This window comes from Pseudomonas sp. LBUM1663 (assembly GCF_059695905.1).
Genome location: NZ_CP166792.1, coordinates 1,698,498 through 1,720,546, shown reverse-complemented (window position 1 = coordinate 1,720,546; position 22,049 = coordinate 1,698,498). Strand labels below are relative to the sequence as shown.

Here is a 22,049-nt window from a genome sequence, read left to right as displayed (position 1 = left end):
TCGCAATGACTCCCCGTACCGCCCTTGGCGCCCTGCATATTGGCGCATTGATGTTCGGCCTGACCGGTGTGTTCGGCAAACTCGCTGCCGCCTCGCCCGCGGTCATCGTGTTTGGCCGTGCGGCATTTGCCGTGCTCGCCCTGGCGGTGTTCGCGCGGTTCGCCAGCAACACGCGCTGGTACACACTCGAAGCGCTGGACTGGCGCCGTCTGTTGCTCAGCGGTTTACTGCTGGCCGGGCATTGGGTGAGTTTCTTCATTGCGGTGAAAGTGGCCGGGGTGGCGATCGCGACCCTGGGTTTCGCCAGCTTCCCGGCGTTTACCGTGATCCTCGAAGGGCTGATATTCCGTGAGCGGATCCGCGCCAATGAAATCCTGTTGGTGGTGCTGGTGAGTGCCGGGCTGGTGCTGGTCACGCCTGACTTCGATCTGGCGAGTGGCGCCACCACGGGCCTGCTCTGGGCGGTCGGTTCAGGCTTGCTGTTCGCCCTGCTGTCGCTGACCAACCGCGCCAGCTCCGGCAGAATCCCGCCGGTGCAGGCCGCGCTGTGTCAGAACGTGGTGGTCGCGCTGTGCCTGCTGCCGGTGGCGGCGCCGCAGTTGAGCGACGTCCGCGCCATCGACTGGCTGTGGATCGGTTTGCTCGGAGTGTTCTGCACCGGCGTCGCGCACAGCCTGTTCGTCGCCAGCCTGGCGGTGATAAAAGCGCGCACCGCGGCCGTGGTGTTCGCTCTGGAACCGGTGTACGGGATCACTGTGGCGTGGTTGTTGTTCGATGAAAACCCAACGTTGCGCATGCTGCTCGGCGGTGCCTTGATCATCGTCGCGATTGTGGTCTCCAGCAGGCTGTCCGGTTCAAGCAAAAAGACCGTGGCAGCAGAAGCTGCGTCTCACTGAGTGCGGTCGTTGTGGCCCAGGTCGCGGTCCGGGTCGATCTGATCGCGGACCCGCTGCTTGAGCACCTTGGCTTCCGGGAAACCGCCATCGGCCTTGCGTTCCCAGATCTGCACATCGTCGCAGAAAACATGAAAAACCCCACCGGTGCCGGGCACCAGCGACACTTTGCCCAGGTCGTCGCCGAAGGTGCTGAGCAGTTCCTGGGCCAACCAGGCCGCACGCAACAGCCATTGGCATTGCGTGCAATAGGTGATGATGATTTCCGCTTTATGCGTGGTCATGATGGGCAAGACTCCTTTGCCAGAGGGCGCCGCTATAGTAGTGGCTCAGCGGATTCCGGCCAACAGGCTCCGGGCAGTTTGCTTGAGCGGCTCATCGCCCTCCTTCAGCAGCTCGTTGAGCAGTTCGATGGCGCTGTCCAGATCGCCGTCATCGATACAGGTCTGGGCTTGTTCCAGTTTACGGGCACTGGACGGCTCGGCCGGCTGCGGATTTAACGGCTCAAGCTCCAGTGACGGGCCGGCATCGCTGAACTCGTCGAGGAAGTCGTCGCTCAGCGCCTGTGAGTCCGGTTCGGCGACCCACTCAAGCTCTGGCTCATCCAGCGTCGGTTCTTCAGGCATCTCGAATACATCGGGCGACATGTGCAGATTCGAGGTGAACACCGGCTCTACGGCCTTTGGTGATTCGTCTGAAGTTTTAGCATTGTCGAAAGGGCTGATCATGTCCCAGCTGGAATCCATGGACAGGTCATCCAGATTCAACTGGAACTCGTCGGCAGATGCCGCTTGCACGGGGGTGATGACTGCCACGGCTGCCGCTGCCGCTGGTGCTGGTGCTGGTGCTGGTGCTGGTGCCGCATTGTTCAGTTTCGGGTGGCGGGCGCGGATGTCCTGAAGCTTTTCTTCGTCGAACCCGCCGTCACGCAGGTTTTTTTCCTGCGCGTCATAGGCGGGAACATCCCCCTGCTTGCCGAGGACTTCCAGCAGTTGCACGCCCAGATCCGTGCGCTGCGGTTCCTTGACCAACGCTTCTCGCAGCAAACCCGCGGCTTCGGAAAAACGGCCATACGCCAAGTAGATACCGACCCCTTCAAGCACATCGCCTGGCGGCGTCTCTTCACGATGATCGGGAGCGGGTTTCAGCATAGACTGTTGCACCGACGGGTGCGCCGCACGCTCAAGTACCGGCTCATGTTTCGAGGGTGAAACGGGCGAAGACTCGGGCAACGCCTGAACCTGCTGGCGTTGACGTCGAACAAACAGCCCCAGCAACACCAGAGCGATCAGCGCCAGCAAGCCGATAATCAGCGGCCAATGGCTGGCCTCGGGTTCTTCAACAACGACGGGGGCAGGTGCCACCGCTACCGGCGTCACCGGCGGCGCCTGGTTGACCTCCGACAGCCGGGTTTGCAGTTCGCTCACCTGTTTCTTCTGGCCAGCGATCTGTTCATCCTGAGCCTGAAGCTTTGCATTCAACTCATCGATAGTTTTTTGCAGCTGCTGGTTTTGCAACACGCTGGCGGCCAGTTGTTCGGCAGAGGGATCGGTCGCAGGCGCGGCGGGTTGGACGACGGCCGGCGCCGGCGCGGACTTCTTCGCCGCCGGTGCCGGCGCAGTGGCCGGTTTGACGCTCGGGAATGGAGAGTTTTGTGGACTGGCGGCAGGTTCGTCTTCTGCCGGCACGATCGCCGGTGAACCCGGTGGATCGATCAACACCGTGTACTCGCGCAGCAAGCGCCCATTGGGCTGATTGAGCTGCACCAGGAAATTCAGGAAAGGTTCATTGACCGGTTTGTTCGAGGTCACCCGGATAAGGCTACGGTTGCCTCGCAGGATCGGTGTGAACTTCAGGTCGTTGAGGAAGAACACCCGATCGACGCCGGCGCGGGTGAATTCCTCCGCTGTCGCCAGGCTGACAGAGAGTTCATCCTCCTCCAGCCCACCGACATCCACCAGAGCGATGTCGGCGCGCAACGGCTGATTCAGCGCGGAATGAAGGGCAATGTCGCCCAATCCGAGCGCAGGGGCCAATGCCGAGTAAGTGACAGCACCACCAACCAGAAGCAGCCTGGCGCAACACCGCAATACAACGTGCCAACTCTCGAGCATGAGCATCCCTTAGATAACCAGAACCAACCTGTACGCGTTCGCACATCCGGTACGAACACGATATTGCCTAGTAGTTCTTTATAGTCTGCCCAACGGGGTATCTCAAAAAGCTGACGCGCGGTTATGCCTCAAGATTTTTCCAGGTTGGCCAGAATGTGCCCATGGACTCGCATGCACACCTTCAAATCCGCCTCATCGACGCCGTCGAACAGCTCGCGGCGCAGTTGATTGGCAATGGTTTCAATTTGTTCGATCAGAGGACGGGCCGGGGCACAGAGGACGATTTTTTTCGCCCGGCGGTCTTCCAGCACGGATTGGCGCTGGACCAGGCCCTGGGTTTCCAGGCTGTCGAGCAACCGGGCCAGGGTCGGCCCTTCGACGCCGACGCTTTGCGCCAGTTCACGCTGGGTCGGTGCTTCTTCGAAGCGCGCCAGATGCAGCAGCACCAGCCAGCGCGCCTGGGACAGACCCAGGCCAGCCAGACGGCGATCCAGTTCGGCACGCCAGCCGCGCGACATCTGGGCCAGTTGCATGCCAAAACGGTGTTGATCGGTTAACGGCATAAAAAACTCATGATTAGACTGAAAATAGAGAAAAACTAATTATTAGTCAGCTAAGCATGACCGTTGGCTTGAGGCAAGGTCTGGTCTGTAGTGAATCGTTACATCACTGTAACAGGTCATTTAAACCTCGAATTCGGATTGCAGTGCCGCCCGAACGCAGTACAAGACACCTTCCGGTACTCGCCCGGCGAACAGCGCGGCAATCTCCGACACCGGTGGCAACTCGCCCTCGCCATCGAGGAAGGCATCCTGCACCTCGCCCATCAACTCTTCGGGCAGGTCCAGCGCTTGCTCCAGCGACAACTGCTGCTTGCCGATGGCCTCGGCGAGCATGGTGTAGACATTCTTTTCCGAGCATTGCAACTGACCGGCGATCTGCAGCGGCGTCATGCCGGCGCGAGCGAGGGTGATCAACTCGTGGCGCACGTCGGCGACGACTTTCGGCGCCTCGACCTGACCGCCCAGCACTTCGAGGAAGGCCTCGCCGTAACGTTCGAGCTTGCGCGCGCCGACGCCGCTGACCGTGGCCATTTCCGCCAGCGAGGTCGGCTGGCTGCGGAGCATTTCCAACAGTGTCGAGTCGGGGAAGATGACATACGGCGGCACGCCGTGTTCCTCGGCGAGCTTGCGACGCAAGGCGCGCAAGGCTTCCCACTGTTCGCGTTCTTCGCCACGAACCAGCTGGCTCGCCTGGCTCTTGCTGCTTTTGGCGGTAGTCTGCGGCTTGAGGTCGCGGCGCAGTTCCAGGGTCACTTCACCCTTGAGCAGCGGCCGGCACGTGTCGCTCAGGCGCAGGCCGCCGTAGCCTTCAAGGTCAATGTCTGCCAGGCCACGGGCCACCAGCTGGCGGAACAGGGAGCGCCATTCACTCTCGCCCATGGCCTTGCCAACGCCATACACCGACAGGTGCTGATGGCCGAAGCTGCGGACCTTTTCGTTGTCTTTGCCCAGCAGCACGTCCACCAGATGCCCGACGCCATAACGCTGGCCGGTGCGGTAGATTGCCGAGAGTGCCTGACGGGCCGGCTCGGTGGCGTCCCAAGTCTGCACGCCATCGACGCAGTTGTCGCAATGGCCGCACGGCTCGGGCATGTCTTCGTCGAAGTAGGCCAGCAAGGTTTGCCGACGGCAGCGGGTTTCTTCGCAGAGCGAGAGCATGGCGTCGAGCTTGTGCTGCTCCAAACGCTTGTGGCGCTCGTCGCCTTCGGAGTTTTGCAGCATCTGCTTGAGCATCACCACGTCTTGCAGGCCGTAGGCCATCCAGGCATCCGCCGGCAGGCCATCACGACCGCCGCGACCGGTTTCCTGATAGTAAGCCTCAAGGGATTTCGGCAAATCGAGGTGGGCGACAAAGCGCACGTTGGGCTTGTCGATGCCCATGCCGAACGCCACGGTGGCGACCATGATCAGGCCTTCTTCGTTGAGGAAGCGCTTCTGGTGATGGGCCCGGGTATCGTTGGGCAACCCGGCGTGGTACGGCAGCGCCGGAAAGCCTTGCTCGCTGAGGAACACTGCGACTTCGTCGACTTTCTTTCGCGACAGGCAATAGACAATGCCGGCATCGCTGCGGCGCTCGGCAAGAAACGCCAGCAACTGCTTGCGCGGCTGCTCCTTGGGTACGATGCGGTAGAAAATGTTCGGACGGTCGAAGCTCGAGAGAAAGCGCTCGGCGTTCTGCAGATGCAAACGGTCGACGATTTCTTCGCGGGTGCGCTTGTCGGCCGTGGCCGTCAGGGCAATGCGCGGGACGTTGGGGAACAGCTCCGCCAACTGGCCCAGTTGCAGGTATTCACGACGGAAGTCATGACCCCATTGGGACACGCAGTGCGCTTCGTCGATGGCGAACAAGGCGATTTCAAGGCTTTGCAGGAACGCCAGCATGCGTGGCTGGACCAGACGCTCGGGCGCCAGATACAGCATCTTCACTTCGCCGCGCTTGATCCGCGCGGCAAGATCGCGCTGCTGCTCGGCGCTCAGGGTGGAGTTCAATGCAGCGGCGGCGACGCCGAGCTCTTCGAGGGTCGCGACCTGATCGTCCATCAGTGCGATCAACGGCGATACCACCACCGCCAGGCCTTCGCGCAGCAGCGCCGGCACCTGGAAGCACAAGGATTTGCCGCCACCGGTAGGCATCAGCACCAGGGCGTCGCCGCCACTGGCCACGCGCTCAATGATTGCACCCTGGCGGCCACGGAAACTGTCGTAGCCGAAGATGTCCTTGAGGACGCGTTGAGCCTGTTCGAGCATAAAAACTCCAAAAATCACCGAAACATCCCTGCAAGGCTGGTTCAGAACCACGCAGGCTGCACCGACAAATCGTAAGTGCGCATTGCATGACGCTTCACATCTCAGCCGCGACGCCAGCAGGGCATCACAAAACGCGCGAGTATACCCGAGGCCTCACTTGCAAAGGGCACCGCTGAGAAGACACATGAGGACAAACACCGCACAACCTGTGGGAGCGAGCCTGCTCGCGATGGCGGCGTGTCAGGCGATAAATGTATTGGATGTACCGGCCTCATCGCGAGCAGGCTCGCTCCCACAGGGATTGCGGTGTTTGTGAGGCCCCAGGGGGGCAAATATCCCGCGCGGCTGGCCTGAGCGCTCAAGAAGGCCTAGAATTCCCGCATCTGTTAATTCCCAAGGTAGCCCTTTAATGTCCTTCGCTGAGCAACTAACCCGTTTGCAAGTCTTCCTCGACGCCGACGAACTGCATGACGAGGCGCTGGACTACGTGGCCGCCCACGGCTACCTCACTGCGCTTTCGATCTGTTCCGAAGAGGTTCCGGATCGTGAATGGATCGACGCCCTCTTCGCCGAAGAACCGCATTACGCCGACGACACCGAGCGTGAAGCGATCGAATCCACCCTGCTGGCCCTCAAGGCTCACATCGCGCGCCAACTGGCTTCCGATGAAGAGTTCGAGCTGCCATGCGACCTGGACCTGGGCGAAGAGCCGGACGATTCCGACCTGCGCGGCTGGTGCATCGGTTTCATGGAAGGCGTGTTCCTGCGCGAAGCGGCCTGGTTCGAAACCGCAGAAGACGAAGTCAGCGAAATGCTGCTGCCGATCATGGTCGGTTCGGGTCTGTTCGACGAACAGCCTGAGTTCGAAGACATCGCCAAAGACGCCAACCTGATGGACGACATGATCGTTCAGATCCCGGAAGCCCTGACCGCGCTGTACCTGCTGTGCCAGGCGCCAGACGAAAAACCGGCGATCCTCAAGCCACGTCACCACTAAGGTTTTGCCTATGGACAAAACCATAGGCAACCGCTCCCTGATGTTGCGTTACGTACTGCTGGCCATCGGCTGGCTGAGCGTAGCGCTGGGGGTGATCGGGATTTTCCTGCCGGTGTTGCCCACCACGCCCTTCCTGCTGTTGGCCGCCGCCTGCTTTGCCCGCAGTTCGCCACGGTTTTATCAGTGGCTGGTGGGGCATCCACGGCTTGGGCCATGGATTCGCGACTACCTCGACGGCAACGGCATCCCGCTCAGGGGCAAGGTCTACGCCATCGGCCTGATGTGGGTGAGCATCCTGTTCTCCTGCTACCTGGTGCCCCTGCCATGGGCGCGGGGGTTCATGCTGACCAGCGCCGTGCTGGTGACGATCTACATCCTCAAACAGAAAACCCTGCGCAAGCCCTGAGCTTCTGTGGCGAGGGAGCTTCTGTGGCGAGGGGACTTGTCCCCGTTGGGTTGCGAAGCAGCCCCAAAGCCTGCAACCCATTTCCCTCTGAAACACCGCATTGCCTGATTTGACGACTGCTGCGCAGCCGAACGGGGACAAGTCCCCTCGCCACAGACAAGTCCCCTCGCCACAAAAGCAACCTGCCAACATCCCATCCTCCGAGAATTTGTCCTGCCTCGCTGAAAACACCGCCTAGACTTCAGTCATCTGCACCCGAGCAGCCAGACATGTCCCGTCGCCGGCGTAGTCCAGGATGGCCAACGCTCCGACTTCGGCTCGGCGGATGGCTGCTGCTGGCGAGTTTTCTGCTGACCGGGCTCAGCAGTGTCTGGGCCGACTGGAACTTTACGCAGATCCTGCAAATCGCCGAAAAGCGCTACGGCCCGCTCGGCCCCGCCCAAGGAAGAATCGAGGCCTGGAGTCAAATGCTTAAAAGCGAACTCAACCAACCCGAGCGCGAACAACTGGACGCGGTCAATCGCTTCTTCAATCAACAGCTGAACTTTCAGGACGACACGCGCATCTGGCGTCAGATCGATTACTGGGCCACGCCGGAAGAATCCTTGATCAAGGGGGCTGCCGACTGCGAAGACTACGCCCTGGCGAAATATTTCAGCCTGCGCCAACTCGGGATTCCCAGCGAGAAACTGCGCATTACCTACGTCAAGGCACTGTCCCAAAACCAGGCGCACATGGTGCTGACCTTCTACAGCAGCCCCACGGCCGAGCCGCTGGTGCTCGACAACCTGATCGGCGAAATTCGCCCTGCCTCCCAACGCAAAGACCTGTTGCCGGTGTACGCCTTCAATGCCGAAGGCCTGTACTTGCCTGGGGCCAATGGCGGCAAACGCAGCAGTGACTCGAAGAAATTGTCGCGGTGGCAGGACGTATTGAAAAAGATGCAAGCCGAAGGGTTCGCTGTGGGCGAAGGCTAGCCGCCATCGCAAGGAGCGTTTTATGTCGCTGCGCAAACAGTTGTTTCTCGCCATTTGCCTGTTCTTGCTGGTGGCCTTCAGTGGCAGTTTTTTTGTCAGCCTGGAAAGCTCCCGAGAACAGATGCTCGGCCAGTTGCGCTCCCACGCCCAGGACGCTGCCACCGCCTTGGGTTTGTCGTTGACCGCGCAGATCGACGACTCGGCAATGACCGAATTGATGGTCAGCTCGATTTTTGACAGCGGCTATTTCCGCAGCATCCGCGTCGTCAATATCGTTGATGAAAAGGTGCTGGTGGAGCGCAGCGCATCGGCGCAGATCGAAGGCGTGCCCGGCTGGTTTGTGAGTCTGGTCAACCTGCGCCCGGAAGGTGGCGATGCGCTGATCATGCGCGGTTGGGAGCAGGTGGCGCGGGTCGAAGTTCAGAGCAATCCGCAGTTCGCCCTGGCCAAACTCTGGGACAGCACCCTCGGCTGCCTGATCTGGCTGTTGATCTGCGGCCTGCTCAGCGCCGTATTCGGTGGATGGTTGTTACGCCGGCAATTGCGCCCGCTCGATAAAATGGTCCGGCAAGCTGAAGCCATCAGTAAACGCGAGTTCCTCAGCCTGCCAAAACTGCCACGCACCCCTGAACTGAGGCGCGTGGTGCTGGCCATGAATCAGATGGTCGAAAAGCTCAAGGCGCTGTTCTCCGAAGAGGCCACGCGCAGCGAAAAACTGCGGGCCGAATCCTATCAGGACAGCCTCACGGGCCTGGCCAATCGACGCTTGCTGGACGAACAACTGGCCGACCATTTATTGGTCTGCGAGCAAAGCAGCGACGGCCATTTACTGATGCTGCGAATCAACGACCTGATCGGCCTCAACCAACGCCTGGGCGGCCAGCGCACCGATGGGCTGATCAGCGCCGTCGGCGAATTGCTCAAGCGCCTCACACAACTGCCGGAACGGCGCACCTGGCTGGCGGCGCGTAATCGTGGCGGTGAATTCAGCCTGCTGACACCGGGCCTGGACAGCACCGAAGCCGCCCGCCTCGCCTCGGAAATCAGCGCCACCCTGGAAAACCTGCGCCTGACCGGCGCCAGTGATTGCATGCCCGTAGCGCACTTGGGCGTGGTCGCCTATCAGCCCGGCCAAGCGGCCGGCGACGTCCTGCTGCGCCTCGACCAAGCGCTGGCCCAGGCTCAGCAACATCCTGAGCGGCCGTGGGTGCATCTGGCCCATTCCGATACCGCGACGAACCACTCGCAACACGACTGGCGCACCTGGATCGACGACGCGCTGACCCACGGCAAAATACAGCTGTATTTCCAACCCGTGGTGCAATGCGCCGACACCAGCCAGGTGCTGCACCACAAAGTCCTCGCGCGCTTGCTCGACCCGCAAGGCGAGGCCATCGCCGCCGGGCATTTCCTGCCGTGGATCGAGCGTCTCGGCTGGTCGGCACGGCTCGACCTGGCGATGCTCGAAGCCACCCTCGATTACCTCATCGTCAACCGCTGGCCCCTGGCGTTAAGCCTGTCCGGCAGCACCCTGCGCGACCCGGCACAACTGCGACAAATCATCGACATGCTCGAATCGCTGCCTGATCTGGCCCCTCTGCTGACACTGGAAATCGACGAACGCCAACTACCGCCCCCCGATGAACTGCAACGCCTGAGCCACAGCCTGCTCGACACCGGTTACCGCATCGGCTTGCAGCATTTCGGCGGCAGCTTCAGCCAGATCGGCAACCTGACGCAGCTGGGCTTGGCGTACTTGAAAATCGATGGAGCGTACATCCGGCACATTGATGAGCAGAGTGACAAGCGGCTGTTTATTGATGCGATTTACCGGGCGACCAACAGCATTGATTTGCCGTTGATCGCGGAGATGGTCGAGACCAGAGGGGAATTGGAGGTGATTCGGGAGTTGGGGTTGTTTGGGGTCATGGGGCGGTTGATCGGGCCGCCGGAGCCGATGTATCGAGGAGAACGGGTACTCAATATTTATCCGTAGGGTGGCGCCTGCGCGACTTCCTGTCGGGCAAGATCACACCCAACCCACCCGAGACCGACGACGTTTCCCCCTACGAAACCCCCGACTCCAAAAAACTCAACGAAGCCGCCGACCGCGCCCTCGATGACTACCTCAAACCGGTCGTTCCCAAAGACACCCCGCGTAAACCGAGCACGATTTACTCCATCGACCCCGACACCAACGACGAGACCCTACTGGTCAACGCCTGCGAAACCCTGGCGTCGGCGAGTGTGATGCTGAGTAATTTCGCGGGGTTGATGGAGGGTTCACATCGCAACACGGTGTTGGGGATTCAGCAGGTGGTGATGCTGGGGGAGTTGGCGGTGAACCGGATGCTGGATAATTTCGTTCCGCAGGGTTAGCGAAAATCCTGGGGCGAACACTTTCCTGTGGCGAGGGAGCTTGCTCCCGCTCGGCTGCGCAGCAGTCGTAAAACCAGCGAAACGCTGTTTATCAGACACAATCGCGGTGAATGGTTTTGGGGCTGCTTCGCAACCCAACGGGAGCAAGCTCCCTCGCCACAACAGCGTGTCAGGCTGCGAGTTTTGCGGTGGTCTTTCGGGCCTCATTGCGGGCAAGCCCGCTCTCGCAGTTGATCTGTGTAGTTCATGCATTTTTTGTTCAATGACGGACGAATGTGAGGGCGAGACCATTTGTCTGAAAACCGCTTCAACCTGTTATTTCTGACAGTAGCTAGTCCTTCCATTCCCGTGTGTGATGGTCCTGTGCCCCGAGAGGACTTGAGGCTTAATTCACCCAGGAGTGAATGATGGACATCCAGTCATCTGCGTGGAACGCTTTATTCGTGCACTATCCCCTGATCATCCAAGGTTGGATAACCCCGGTAAAACCTGCCGGAATTGCGCACGGCGGTATTCCTAAATCTCTTTACGATAGCCAACCGCAAGGCCTTGAATGCCTGTGTGATCCGTGGACCGAACTGCAGATGCGGTCCTGGACCATGGCGGTGGATGATCGGGTGGATGTGTATGTCAACGACGACCCCACCCCCGTGACCGGCAAGACTGTTGCGCCGGGAGAAGAAACACTGCGCCTGCGCCTATATGTGCCGCACGGGCGGCTAATTCAGGGGGTCAATCGCCTGCATTACAAGGTCACGCGCCCCAGTGGAAACGTCGAACCTTCCCGGGATCTGTTTGTGCTGTATCACCTGCGAACCCCAGAGAACCTGGATCTGGTGATCCCGCCCGACGTGATCGCAGACGGCGTCAGTGCCGAACGGGCGGTCCTAGGCGTGGAGTTCGGGTTCACCTGGTCCAACCGGCGCGCTTACGACCGTATCCGTTTTCAGCTGGGCGATGAGTCGATTTCATGGGACGTGCCCGATGCACCGGTGCCGGTTATCCAAAAACTGTTCACCGACACCTTTCAGAGGGTGGGCGACAATCCCAACACAGCGGCCGACTTTGTCGTATTTGATCAACTGGGTAACTCCGCTCAGTCGCCGACCAAGCGCCTGGATATTCACCTCGCCGTTGCGGTGATCGTACCGACGCTCACCAACGTGCTGGACGTCACCGGCAATGAAGTTCCAGAGGCTGGAAGCTCAACTAGCACCACCCTGAAACTGGTGGGCGCTGCGAGTAAAGGGCTGCAAGTCGAAATATATGACGGCAGCGGTGCAAGCGCGGTGCCCAAGGGGACAGCGACTGCCGACGCAATCACTGGCGTTTGGGAGCTACCCATCACCGTAGCGGCGGGGGCACGCCGTTTGTACGCCAAATCGCTTTATCACAGCGGCAATGTCTATTCGAATGTACGCACCTTGACCATTGAGGCCGGGCTCATAGTAGATCCATCGCCACTTGTTCTTGATGGTCTCAACTATTCGATCGCAGGTTCGGGGTTGAACTGGATCAAGACAGGAAATGACCCCGACCGCACCGCTGGACGTAAAAACGTTTCAGGTGGCGTTCCCCCTTACCAATATCTGTCGTCATCAACATCTATCGCTTCGGTCGACCAAATGGGTTGGGTGAGAAGTGAGGGCAATGGAACGGCAACGATTACCGTCACCGACCATATAGGAACTTCAAAAACCTTTGACGTAAACGTTACTAATGTGAAAACCATCCTGGTCAACCACCAGAACCTCTATCACCAGCAAGGGGTGGACTGGATAACCAGCGTCGGTGGAACACCGATACTTTCAGGGCCCGGATGGCAAGCGTTCCATGCTGCGGTACTCGTTAAGTACTCGCCGGTGGCCGGGACGCCTAATCTTTTCTTGCACACAGGGGAGCCGAACGGCGTCAATGTCTACCACATTGCAATCATCCCAAGTTCCTCTATCCCTGAGAGATGGATTTACCAGTCATTTGCTGCGAATGGACAACGTCCGACCATTTGTATTCGTTGACGAAAGATAGGCATCCACTATTGTCGGAACAGCGCATGGACAAAGGGGACGCATTTATTTATCTGTCCTTGTCTCTACTCCGATACCTGAGTGAGAAATAAACAGCGATGTTTAAAAGACACCTCCAAACACTCACTCAGGCTACACATCCTTGCGCCGCTGCCTACGACTGCGCCAGAATCCGCCGGCTTGTGCGCCTTGGGTCGGGGCTCTATCGTTTCCCGGTCGCTGACAAATCAGCGATCGGGTTTAGCGACCCGAACCTATGTAGGCGCAACAGCGCTCCAAACTCTCTTGCGGACTGTTCATGTCTGCGGTTGATGTCATGGCGGCTGTGCGCGGGAGACTTTCGGGTCTGCCGGGCGCCTACACCCGGTTCGCTAACCTGCGTGCAGCCGCCACCTTTACTTGTTTAGCGACAGGTCTGGTGGCTCCATTTCTTGTAGGAGTTTCACCATGTTCAAGATCACACCCAACCCACCCGAAACCGACGACGTTTCCCCCTACGAAACCCCCGATTCCAAAAAACTCAACGAAGCCGCCGACCGCGCCCTCGATTACTACCTCAAACCGGTCGTTCCCAAAGACACCCCGCGTAAACCGAGCACGATTTACTCCATCGACCCCGATACCAACGAAGAGACCTTGCTGGTCAACGCCTGCGAAACCCTGGCGTCGGCGAGTGTGATGCTGAGTAATTTCGCGGGGTTGATGGAAGGTTCGCATCGCAACACGGTGTTGGGGATTCAGCAGGTGGTGATGCTGGGGGAACTGGCGGTGAACCGGATGCTGGATAATTTCGTGCCGCAGGGCTAGCAAAAATCCTGGGGCAAACGCTTGACTGTGGCGGGGGGATTTATCCCCGTTCGGCTGCGAAGCGGCCGCTCTTCCGGTATAGGCGGTCTACCTGAAAAACGGCGGTGAATGGTTTTGGGGCTGCTTCGCAGCCCAACGGGGATAAATCCCCTCGCCACATTTGCATGGCTCACTGCAGAGTTTTCGGTGGTCTATCGGGCCTCTTCGCGAGCAGGCTCGCTCCCACAGTTGATCTGGGTTGTTCGCCTGTTTTGTGTTCACTGAAGATCAAAGTGTCGGAGCGGGCTTGCTTGCGAAAGCGATCTCACAGGCAACAAAAACCCGCCATTCCTTACACAGGAATGTCGGGTTTTGTCGTTCCAGATGTCAGCCTTCAGATCACACGGTATCCACCTTCAACGAATGGTCATTCAACATGCCATTGATGATCGTCGCTGTGTCATGCCCACCCGCCACCACCCCGCCCGCTCCCGGCGTGACGCCGTAGTGGCTCGCCAGGTTGACACCCGCCAGGTCGATGGTCTGGTTCGGTGCCGCGCCGGCCATGGCGCTGACGTCGATGCTGGTCAGGACCGAGGCGCCGCTGCCGATGACTTTGAAGTGCAGGTAGTCATCCAGCGATGCCGCGGTGCTGTTTTCGCCTTGCAGCAGTTGCGACAAATCGAGTTTGTCGGTGCCTGGTGTGAAGTCAGTGACCACGTCATGGCCGCTGTTGCCTTTGAGCCATTGGAAGGTGTCAGCCCCTGCCCCGCCGGTGAGGGTGTTGTTGCCCAGACCGCCGATCAGGAAGTCGTCACCGCCGCCACCCTTGAGGATGTCGTCGCCCAAGCCACCGTTGATAACGTTGCTGAAGTTATCGCCCGTGAGCGAGTCGTTGAAGTTGGAGCCGGTGAGGTTTTCGATGGCGGTCAGGGTGTCGGTGCCGGCGCCGCCGGTGTTTTGCGCGGTGGCCAGGCTCAGGTCGACCGTGACCCCGGCGGTGGCGTGGGCGTAACTCACGGTGTCAGTGCCGGTGCCGCCGTCGAGCAGGTCATTGCCGGTGCCGCTGAACAGCAAGTCATTGCCGGCGCCGCCATGCAGCTCGTTGTTGCCGGATCCGGCGGTGAGCACGTCGTTGCCGTCGCCGGCATTGAGCACGTTGTTGCTGGTGCCGGCCACCAATACATCGTCGCCTGCGGTGCCGGTGAGGGTGTGGCCGTCCTGATAGCTGATGGTCACGCCCGCGCTGTCGCTGCCGCCATGGTTGTCATTGGCGGTGTAAGTGCCGTGGGCATCCGAGGCGGTGTCGTGGCCCCCGGCGTAGTTGAGGGTCATGGTCAGCTGGTAGTTTTCCGCGTTGTTCACGCCGCTGCCGCTGGTGTTGGTGATGTTGGTGACGTGGATCTGGTAGGTCCCGTCCGCCGCCGCGGTGAGGGTTTGCCCGTCCGCGAGGGCGATCCACGCGCCGCCGTTGAGCGAGTACTCCATGGCGATGTGACCGCCCGCCAGGTTGTGGTCCAGGTTGAGGGTTTCACCCTGTTTGAGGTTGACGGTAATCCGGTCCTCATCGTTGGCGTTGCCGGTGGTTACCCCGCCCAGATAACCACTGATCACCAGCACGGCCGTCATGGTGGCCGCGTTCGCCGAAAAGGCGTTGCGCACATTCGCCAGGACCTGGTTGGCGGTGTTGTTGCCGGTCGAGGCGAAGCTGATCGCGCCAGTGCCGGTGAAGTCGGCGCCTTTTGAAATCCAGCCGGTGTTGAAGTTGGTGGGTGAAGCCGTCAGCGGATCGCCATCAGCATCGGTGTCGTTGGCCAGCAGCAATTCACCCGGCACCACGATGTTGCCCGAGAGCACATTGGTGATGATGTGGTCATCGACCGCCACCGGCGCCGCGTTCGGAATGACTTTGACCGTCAGCGTGGAGCTGGCCAGGTCGCCGTCGTTGTCGCTGGCGGTGAAGCCGATGTTTTCGGTGATCACCACTGCCGTGGTTTTTTGCGAGGTGTAGGTGTACTCGCCGGTGTCGAGGTTGACTACCAACGTGCCGCCATTGTTGGTGGCGATGCTGATGCTGTTGTTCACCGTGTTGAAGGTGCCGTGGTTGGCACCGCCACTGAAGTTCAACGAACCCTGATTGCTGTTGCCTTTAGGGTCGTAGGTGTACGTCGTGCCGTCGACCACGAGGGTTTTGATGAAGCCGCCATCGGCGCCGAACGTGCCGCCCTCGATCAATGTGCCGGTGACTGGCGCACCGACCACCGTGCCCGAAAGCACTGAGTTGAGTTGGTTGAGATCGGTCACCACCACCGCGTTGGTGTTGGTGTGCGTGCTGCCGTCATAGGCCAGCGGATCGAGGTTGGCGTTGCTCACGCCGCTGCCCAGGCCGATCGCGTAATTCTTGATGCTGTTGGCGTCGAGGAAGGCTTTGAGCGCGGTTTCGTCTGCGGTGCCGATGTCGCCTTCGTTGGGTTTGCCGTCGGAGAAGAAGTAACCGATGTTCTGCGCCCCGGTCAGTTTGCCCGAGGTGTTGAACGCGGTTTGCATCGTCGCGACAGCCGCGTCGTAGTTGGTGCCACCGCCGGCAGTCAGGCCGGAGATGATCGACTTGGCGGTCGCGACATCCACCCAGATCGATGTCTTGTCAGTGGCGTTGCTGCTGAAGGTGACGATCTGCACTTTCACATCGCCCAGGTCGTCGTATTTGTCGAGCAAGGCACTGATCGCCTGCTTGGCCAGCGCCAACCGCGACAGCCCGGGTACGCCGGACGCATCGGCCATACTGCCGGAGACGTCGATCACCAACAGCAGGTTGGAATCGATCTCGACCGCGGCGACCGAACGATCGGCGGCGACCGCCTTGGGTACGTCATCGACGATGTTCACCACGATGGTGCTGGTGGTGCTGTTACCCGAGGCATCCGTGGCTTTGTAGGTGAAGCTTTCGCTCAGGGTGTTCGGGCCGTCGTTGGCGTTCGGCGAAGTTTTCGGCGCCGAGGTCAGGGTGTAGGTGTAGGTGCCGTTGGGGTTGAGCAGCATTTGCCCATAGGTCCCGGTGGCACTGCCGACCAGGGTGTAGGTGATGGCGCCACTGCCGCCGGTCACGGAACCGACCAGCGTCCCGGTGGACGTTTCCCCGGTGTTGCCCGGGTCGCTGCCGGTGACGGTGCCGGCGGCCAGGTCCTGACCATCCTGATTCAGGTCGAGGGCTTTTTCGTAGACCGTGACGTCTTGGTCGACCACCGCTTTGAGGCCGCTGTCGGTGACGTTGATGGTGATGGTAGTGGTGCTTTCATCGCCATCGGAATCGCGGATGGTGTAGGTGAACGTATCGGTGGCGCCCGCGACGCCAACCGAGTTCGGGTTGCTGTGGTACACGGCGTTGCCCGCCGCATCCAGGGTCAGGTAACCGTAGGTGCCGTTGATGTTGGTGCCCAGGCCACCGACCGCCGAGGTGGCGGTGTTGCTGCCGGCCCGCACGCCAATCACGGCCCCACCGGCCGCCGCTCCGTCGGCCCCGAGCACATCGTTGCCGAGCACGCTGATATTGACCGTTGCACCTTCGATCGCACTGGCGGTGTTCGGCGCAGCGGTGGGCAAATCATCGACGATGTTGACGTTGATCTGACCCGTCGCGGTGCTGCCGTCGGTGTCCGTCGCCACCACGTTGAAGTTCTCTGTGAGGCTGTTGGCGCCGTTGGCGGTTGGATGGGTTTCGTTGTCCGCCAGGGTGTAGCTGTAACTGACCACGCCGGTCGCCGGGTTGTAACCGGTGATGGTCAGCGTGCTGCCGAGCGGTGTGACCACCGATTGCGGGAAGCCTGCCGCCACGCCACCGGTGACCAGCGCAATGCCGCCCACGGTGAGGGTTTGCAGACCGTCCAGCGCGGTCACGGTGAAGGTGCCGTTCTGGGTCAGGGCCGGGGTATTGGGGTTGGTGCCGTCGCTGAGGTTTTTCTCGTAGACGGTCAGTTCTCCGCCGTACACATCGAGGCCGTTGAGCGTGACCGGGTCATTGTTGTTCTGGATGTTCAGCACCAGGTTGGCGGTGCTGGTATCGCCGTCGGCATCGGTGAGGGTGTAGGAAAAGGTTTCGGTGCCCGTGCCGCCGCCGTGCAGGTTTTTGAAATCGGCATCGTTGGTGTTCAGCGTGTAGGTGTACGTGCCGTTGGCGTTGAGCACCAGGGTGCCGTAAGTCCCGGTGAAAGTGCCGGGGGTGACAGGTCCGGCGTTCGGCCCGGTGGCGACGCGGTCCGCGCCCTGGACGTCGTTGGTCAGGACATTGCCATTGAGCGTCAGCGCGGCCTCCGACGCTGTGCCGGTGTTGCTGTCGTTGAAGGCTTTTGGCACGTCATCGACGATCTTCACCACGATGGTGCTGGTGGTGCTGTTACCCAGCGAGTCGGTGGCCTGGTAGGTGAAACTTTCGGTCAGCGAATTCGCGCCGTCGTTGGCATGCGGCGTGGTGGTCGCAGGCGACGTCAGGGTGTAGGTGTACGTGCCGTTGGGGTTGAGCTGCAACTGGCCATAGTTGCCCGTGGCGCTGCCCACCAGCGTGTAAGTGATCGCGCCGGTCGCACCGGTGACCGAGCCGACCAGCGTGCCCTTGGCGGTTTCGCCAGTGCTGCTCGGATCGCTGCCGATGACCGTGCCGGCCGCCAGGTCTTGCCCGTCCTTGGTCAGGTCGAGGGCTTTTTCGTAGACCGTCACGTCGGTATCGCGGGACGCGACGATGCAGCTGTTGGACACGTCGATGGTGATGGTGGTGGTGCTTTCGTCACCATCGGCATCACGGACGGAGTAAGTGAACACGTCAGTCGCGCCCGGGCCGTTCACCGCGTTGGGATTGCTGTGGTAGGTCGCGTTGCCGTTGGCATCCAGCGTCAGGTAACCGTAGGTGCCGTTGATGTTCGTGCCCAGGCCACCGATGGCCGAGGTCGAGGTGTCCGAACCTGCGCGCACGCCAATCACCGCGCCGCTGAGCGCCGGGCCGTCGGCACCGCCGATGTCGTTATCCAGCACGTTGCCCGAGACGGTCGCGCCCTCGCCCACCGAGGCATGATCAGGGTTGGCGGTGGGCAGGTCATCGACGATGTTGACGTTGATCTGGCCCGACGCGTTGCTACCGTCGGTGTCCGTCGCCACCACGTTGAAATTCTCGGTGATGCTGTTGGTGCCATTGGCGTTCGGGTGGGTTTCGTTGTCCACCAGGGTGTAGCTGTAGCTAATCACGCCGGTGGCCGGGTTGTAGCCGGTGATGGTCAGCGTGCTGCCCAATGGGGTGACGATCGATTGCGGGAAGCCTGCGGCCACGCCCCCGCTGACCACGGAGATGCCGCCGACGGTCAGGGTTTGCAGGCCATCGAGGGCGGTCACGGTGAAGGTGCCGCTCTGGGTCAGGGCGGGCGTGTTCGGGCTGGTGCCGTCGCTGAGGTTTTTCTCGTAGACGGTGAGTTCGCCGCCGTAAACGTCGAGGCCGTTGAGGGTCACCGGGTCGTCGTTGTTGTGGATGTTCAGCACCAAGTTGGCGGTGCTGGTATCGCCGTCGGCATCGGTCAGGGTGTAGGTGAAGGTTTCCGTGCCGTTGCCATTGCCGTGCAACGCTTTGAAGTCGGCGTCGCTGGTGTTCAGGGTGTAGGTGTACGTGCCGTTGGCGTTCAGGACGAGGGTGCCGTAAGTCCCGGTGAAGGTGCCGGGGGTGATCGGCCCGGCACTTGGGCCAGTCGGCACGCGGTCGGCGCCTTGCACGTCGTTGGTCAGCACGTTGCCGTTGAGGGTCAGCAAGGTTTCCGAAGCGGTGCCGGCGTTGCTGTCATTCACGGCCTGAGGCAGATCGTCGACGATGTTGACGTCGAGATTGCCGTTGGCGGTGGTGCCGTTGTCATCGACCACGGTGACGGCGAACTGCTCGGAGATCCCGTTGGCACCGTTGGCGGTCGGATGCGCTTCGTTATCGGCCAGGGTGTAGCTGTAACTGACCACGCCGGTGGCGCTGTCGAACCCGGTGATGGTCAGCGTGCTGCCCAATGGCGTGACAATGGATTGCGGGAAGCCTGCGGAGACGCCGCCGACCACCACGTTGATGCCACCGACGCTGAGGGTTTGCACGCCGTCGAGAGCGGTGATGGTGAAGGTGCCGCTTTGGGTCAGCGCCGGAGTATCAGGGCTGCTGCCGTCGCTGAGGTTTTTCTCGTAGACGGTGAGTTCGCCCCCGTTGACGTTGAGGCCATCGATGGTCACTGGATCATCGTTATTGTGGATTTGCAGCACCAGGTTGGCGGTGCTGGTATCGCCGTCGGCATCCGTCAGGGTGTAGGTGAAATTCTCGGTGCCATCGCCACCGCCGTGCAGGGCTTTGAAATCCGCATCGCTGGTGTTGAGGGTGTAGGTGTACGTGCCGTTGGCGTTCAGCACCAACGTGCCGTAAGTCCCGACGAAGGTGCCCGGGGTGATCGGGCCGGCGCTCTCACCGACGGTCACGCGGTCAGCGCCTTGCACGTCGTTGGTCAGCACGTTGCCGTTGAGGGTCAGCAAGGTTTCCGAAGCGGTGCCGGCGTTGCTGTCATTCACGGCCTGAGGCAGATCGTCGACGATGTTGACGTCGAGATTGCCGTTGGCGGTGGTGCCGTTGTCATCGACCACGGTGACGGCAAACTGCTCGGAGATCCCGTTGGCACCGTTGGCGGTCGGATGCGCTTCGTTATCGGCCAGGGTGTAGCTGTAACTGACCACGCCGGTGGCGCTGTCGAACCCGGTGATGGTCAGCGTGCTGCCCAATGGCGTGACAATGGATTGCGGGAAGCCTGCGGAGACGCCGCCGACCACCACGTTGATGCCACCGACGCTGAGGGTTTGCACGCCGTCGAGAGCGGTGATGGTGAAGGTGCCGCTTTGGGTCAGCGCCGGAGTATCAGGGCTGCTACCGTCGCTGAGGTTTTTCTCGTAGACGGTGAGTTCGCCCCCGTTGACGTTGAGGCCATCGATGGTCACTGGATCATCGTTATTGTGGATTTGCAGCACCAGGTTGGCGGTGCTGGTATCGCCGTCGGCATCGGTCAGGGTGTAGGTGAAATTCTCGGTGCCATCGCCACCGCCGTGCAGGGCTTTGAAATCCGCATCGCTGGTGTTGAGGGTGTAGGTGTACGTGCCGTTGGCGTTCAGCACCAACGTGCCGTAAGTCCCGGTGAAGGTGCCACCGATGATCGGCCCGCTGTTGGGGCCGGTGGGAATGCGGTCAGCGCCCTGCGAGTCGTTGGGCAGCACGCTGCCGGTCAGGGTCAGCAGGGTTTCCGAAGCGGTATTGGCGTTGGTGTCATCGACCGCTTTGGGCACGTCGTCGGTGATGTTGACGTCCAGCGTGCCGGTGGCGGTATCGCCGTTGGAATCATTAGCGACGACGGTGAACTGTTCGCTGAGGTTGTTGGCCCCCTCGCCGGCAGAATGGGTGTCGTTGCCGACCAGGGTGTAGCTGTAACTGACCACGCCTGTGGCCGGGTTGTAACCGGTGATCGTCAGGGTGTTGCCCAGTTGTGTGGTGATCGACTGCGGGAAGCCGACAGCCACCCCGCCCGTGATCACATTGATCCCGCCGATGCTCAGGCTGGTCAGCCCGTCGGGCGCAGACACGGTGAAGGTGCCGTTCTGGATCAGCGCACCCGGATTGCTGGCAGAACCGTCGGCGAGGTTGGCTTCGTTGAGGGTCAGTTCGCCGCCCGCCACCGACAGGCCCGCGAGGGTGACCGGGTTGTTCGGCACGTCAGGAACGGGAAGGACTCCCGTGCCCCCTGAACCGGCACCGTTGTCGCCGTTGTCGCCGTTGTCCGGGTCACCGGCCAGACGTTCCAGTGGAAATTCGGGAATGCCGTTGAAGCCCACGGTAGGAAAGCCAATGATGGGATCGACACGCCCGCCCACTTCTTCGAGCATGACGAAACTATGACCGCCGCCCGCCGCGCCGCCGGGTGCGCCGGGCGAAGCAGGTCCGGCCGCCGTGGCTTCAGCGGTTTGAGTCGGGTCATCGCCGGCCGCGATGGCTTTTTGCAGTTGCTCGACGTCGGTCAGTTGCGCCTGAGTCGGCGTCACCGCTTCAGCGGTATCCACATGGGGCGCCCGATGCGCCAGTAGCTGGGAGGTCATCTGCAGGCTGCTGCCACGCCCGAGGGTCAGTTCCTGGCCATTTTGCAGATGCACGGCCACCGCGCCTTCGGCCCCGGTGATCAATTGGTCGCCGGCGAACAATCGATCGCCCTCGACCAGCGCACGCCGTGTGCCGCCGCTCGTTTCCGCGAACACCTGACCGATGACTTTACTGACGATACCGATGAGCGTTGCCATGTGCATTTCCTCCGCTGCCAACCGCTGTCGGCACCCTGTTTGTGCGAAGAACGTGCTCATGGTTAAAGCAGGTTGCCTGGCGGATCGCCTGCGGTGGCGCGTTTACCCGAGTAAGCCGCTGCCCCGGCGAAATCTCGCCAAGCGTGTCGCTCGTGGGCAATGTGTCCGTTCTTGGCAAAACCCCAATGTAATCAACAACCTTGGGATCCCAATCGCAGCCATATTGCCTTTTGCGCGATGCGTAACGATTCTGAACCTGTTGAGTGACAAAAAACTGTCGCATCAAAACCGTTTCGCTTCCCTCCCCTCCAGCACTTCTCCGCCCT

General features: G+C 60.9%; 13 protein-coding genes. 8 read left to right on the top strand and 5 right to left on the bottom strand.

Translation table 11 applies throughout. The features are described from left to right. The first annotated feature begins 5 nt into the window (after window positions 1–5). Window positions 6–896: a DMT family transporter gene (locus ACA075_RS07680; protein WP_497297975.1), complete on the top strand. Its 891-nt coding sequence runs from the start codon at window positions 6–8 to the stop codon at window positions 894–896. Here the strand turns inward: ACA075_RS07680 and ACA075_RS07675 are convergent. The 4 genes from ACA075_RS07675 to recQ form a co-directional block, all read right to left on the bottom strand. Continuing rightward, entirely contained in the window at window positions 890–1,177 is a 288-nt protein-coding gene (locus tag ACA075_RS07675; RefSeq protein WP_497297974.1) for an Rdx family protein, read from the bottom strand. The genes ACA075_RS07680 and ACA075_RS07675 overlap by 7 nt on opposite strands. A 45-nt stretch (window positions 1,178–1,222) precedes the next feature. Then, the gene (locus ACA075_RS07670) at window positions 1,223–3,007 is read right to left on the bottom strand and encodes a motility hub landmark protein FimV (RefSeq protein WP_497297973.1); all 1,785 of its coding nucleotides are present in this window, start codon (window positions 3,005–3,007) and stop codon (window positions 1,223–1,225) included. Between the two features lie 128 nt (window positions 3,008–3,135). Next, window positions 3,136–3,570: a MarR family transcriptional regulator gene (locus ACA075_RS07665; protein WP_497297972.1), complete on the bottom strand. Its 435-nt coding sequence runs from the start codon at window positions 3,568–3,570 to the stop codon at window positions 3,136–3,138. Window positions 3,571–3,690: 120 nt separating this feature from the next. Then, entirely contained in the window at window positions 3,691–5,817 is a 2,127-nt protein-coding gene (gene recQ, locus ACA075_RS07660) for a DNA helicase RecQ (RefSeq protein WP_131062539.1), read from the bottom strand. A gap of 409 nt (window positions 5,818–6,226) precedes the next feature. On the opposite strand from recQ, the gene ACA075_RS07655 reads away from it, so the two are divergent. The 7 genes from ACA075_RS07655 (at window position 6,227) to ACA075_RS07625 (ending at window position 13,410) form a co-directional block, all read left to right on the top strand. Next, complete coding sequence (locus tag ACA075_RS07655) at window positions 6,227–6,814, top strand: UPF0149 family protein (RefSeq protein ID WP_010461974.1); 588 nt, start codon at window positions 6,227–6,229, stop codon at window positions 6,812–6,814. Between the two features lie 10 nt (window positions 6,815–6,824). Further along, window positions 6,825–7,220 carry a YbaN family protein gene (locus tag ACA075_RS07650; protein WP_497297971.1) on the top strand — a complete coding sequence of 132 codons (396 nt, stop codon included), beginning with the start codon at window positions 6,825–6,827 and terminating at the stop codon, window positions 7,218–7,220. A gap of 269 nt (window positions 7,221–7,489) precedes the next feature. Beyond that, window positions 7,490–8,197 (top strand): cysteine protease LapG, encoded by a 708-nt coding sequence (gene lapG / locus ACA075_RS07645; protein WP_497297970.1) that lies wholly within the window; start codon window positions 7,490–7,492, stop codon window positions 8,195–8,197. A gap of 22 nt (window positions 8,198–8,219) precedes the next feature. Next, window positions 8,220–10,193, top strand: coding sequence for a cyclic di-GMP receptor LapD (lapD, locus tag ACA075_RS07640; RefSeq protein ID WP_497297968.1), 1,974 nt, complete (start codon window positions 8,220–8,222; stop codon window positions 10,191–10,193). Window positions 10,194–10,213: 20 nt separating this feature from the next. Next, window positions 10,214–10,576 (top strand): DUF6124 family protein, encoded by a 363-nt coding sequence (locus tag ACA075_RS07635; protein ID WP_497299210.1) that lies wholly within the window; start codon window positions 10,214–10,216, stop codon window positions 10,574–10,576. Between the two features lie 404 nt (window positions 10,577–10,980). Further along, window positions 10,981–12,594 (top strand): immunoglobulin-like domain-containing protein, encoded by a 1,614-nt coding sequence (locus ACA075_RS07630; RefSeq protein WP_497297967.1) that lies wholly within the window; start codon window positions 10,981–10,983, stop codon window positions 12,592–12,594. 456 nt (window positions 12,595–13,050) lie between these two features. Beyond that, a complete protein-coding gene (locus ACA075_RS07625; RefSeq protein ID WP_497297966.1) occupies window positions 13,051–13,410 on the top strand; it encodes a DUF6124 family protein in 360 nt (119 codons plus the stop codon). A 378-nt stretch (window positions 13,411–13,788) separates the two neighbouring features. Here ACA075_RS07625 and ACA075_RS07620 read toward each other — a convergent pair whose 3' ends face one another. Next, window positions 13,789–21,723, bottom strand: a complete 7,935-nt coding sequence (locus tag ACA075_RS07620; RefSeq protein WP_497297965.1) for a retention module-containing protein — start codon at window positions 21,721–21,723, stop codon at window positions 13,789–13,791. Window positions 21,724–22,049: the final 326 nt, after the last annotated feature.

What these genes read in the sequence shown, in the direction of transcription:
- ACA075_RS07680 (WP_497297975.1), top strand. Translation starts at nt 6, where the DNA reads ATGACTCCCCGTACCGCCCTTGGCGCCCTGCATATTGGCGCATTGATG.
- ACA075_RS07675 (WP_497297974.1), bottom strand. Translation starts at nt 1,177, where the DNA reads ATGACCACGCATAAAGCGGAAATCATCATCACCTATTGCACGCAATGC.
- ACA075_RS07670 (WP_497297973.1), bottom strand. Translation starts at nt 3,007, where the DNA reads ATGCTCGAGAGTTGGCACGTTGTATTGCGGTGTTGCGCCAGGCTGCTT.
- ACA075_RS07665 (WP_497297972.1), bottom strand. Translation starts at nt 3,570, where the DNA reads ATGCCGTTAACCGATCAACACCGTTTTGGCATGCAACTGGCCCAGATG.
- recQ (WP_131062539.1), bottom strand. Translation starts at nt 5,817, where the DNA reads ATGCTCGAACAGGCTCAACGCGTCCTCAAGGACATCTTCGGCTACGAC.
- ACA075_RS07655 (WP_010461974.1), top strand. Translation starts at nt 6,227, where the DNA reads ATGTCCTTCGCTGAGCAACTAACCCGTTTGCAAGTCTTCCTCGACGCC.
- ACA075_RS07650 (WP_497297971.1), top strand. Translation starts at nt 6,825, where the DNA reads ATGGACAAAACCATAGGCAACCGCTCCCTGATGTTGCGTTACGTACTG.
- lapG (WP_497297970.1), top strand. Translation starts at nt 7,490, where the DNA reads ATGTCCCGTCGCCGGCGTAGTCCAGGATGGCCAACGCTCCGACTTCGG.
- lapD (WP_497297968.1), top strand. Translation starts at nt 8,220, where the DNA reads ATGTCGCTGCGCAAACAGTTGTTTCTCGCCATTTGCCTGTTCTTGCTG.
- ACA075_RS07630 (WP_497297967.1), top strand. Translation starts at nt 10,981, where the DNA reads ATGATGGACATCCAGTCATCTGCGTGGAACGCTTTATTCGTGCACTAT.
- ACA075_RS07625 (WP_497297966.1), top strand. Translation starts at nt 13,051, where the DNA reads ATGTTCAAGATCACACCCAACCCACCCGAAACCGACGACGTTTCCCCC.
- ACA075_RS07620 (WP_497297965.1), bottom strand. Translation starts at nt 21,723, where the DNA reads ATGGCAACGCTCATCGGTATCGTCAGTAAAGTCATCGGTCAGGTGTTC.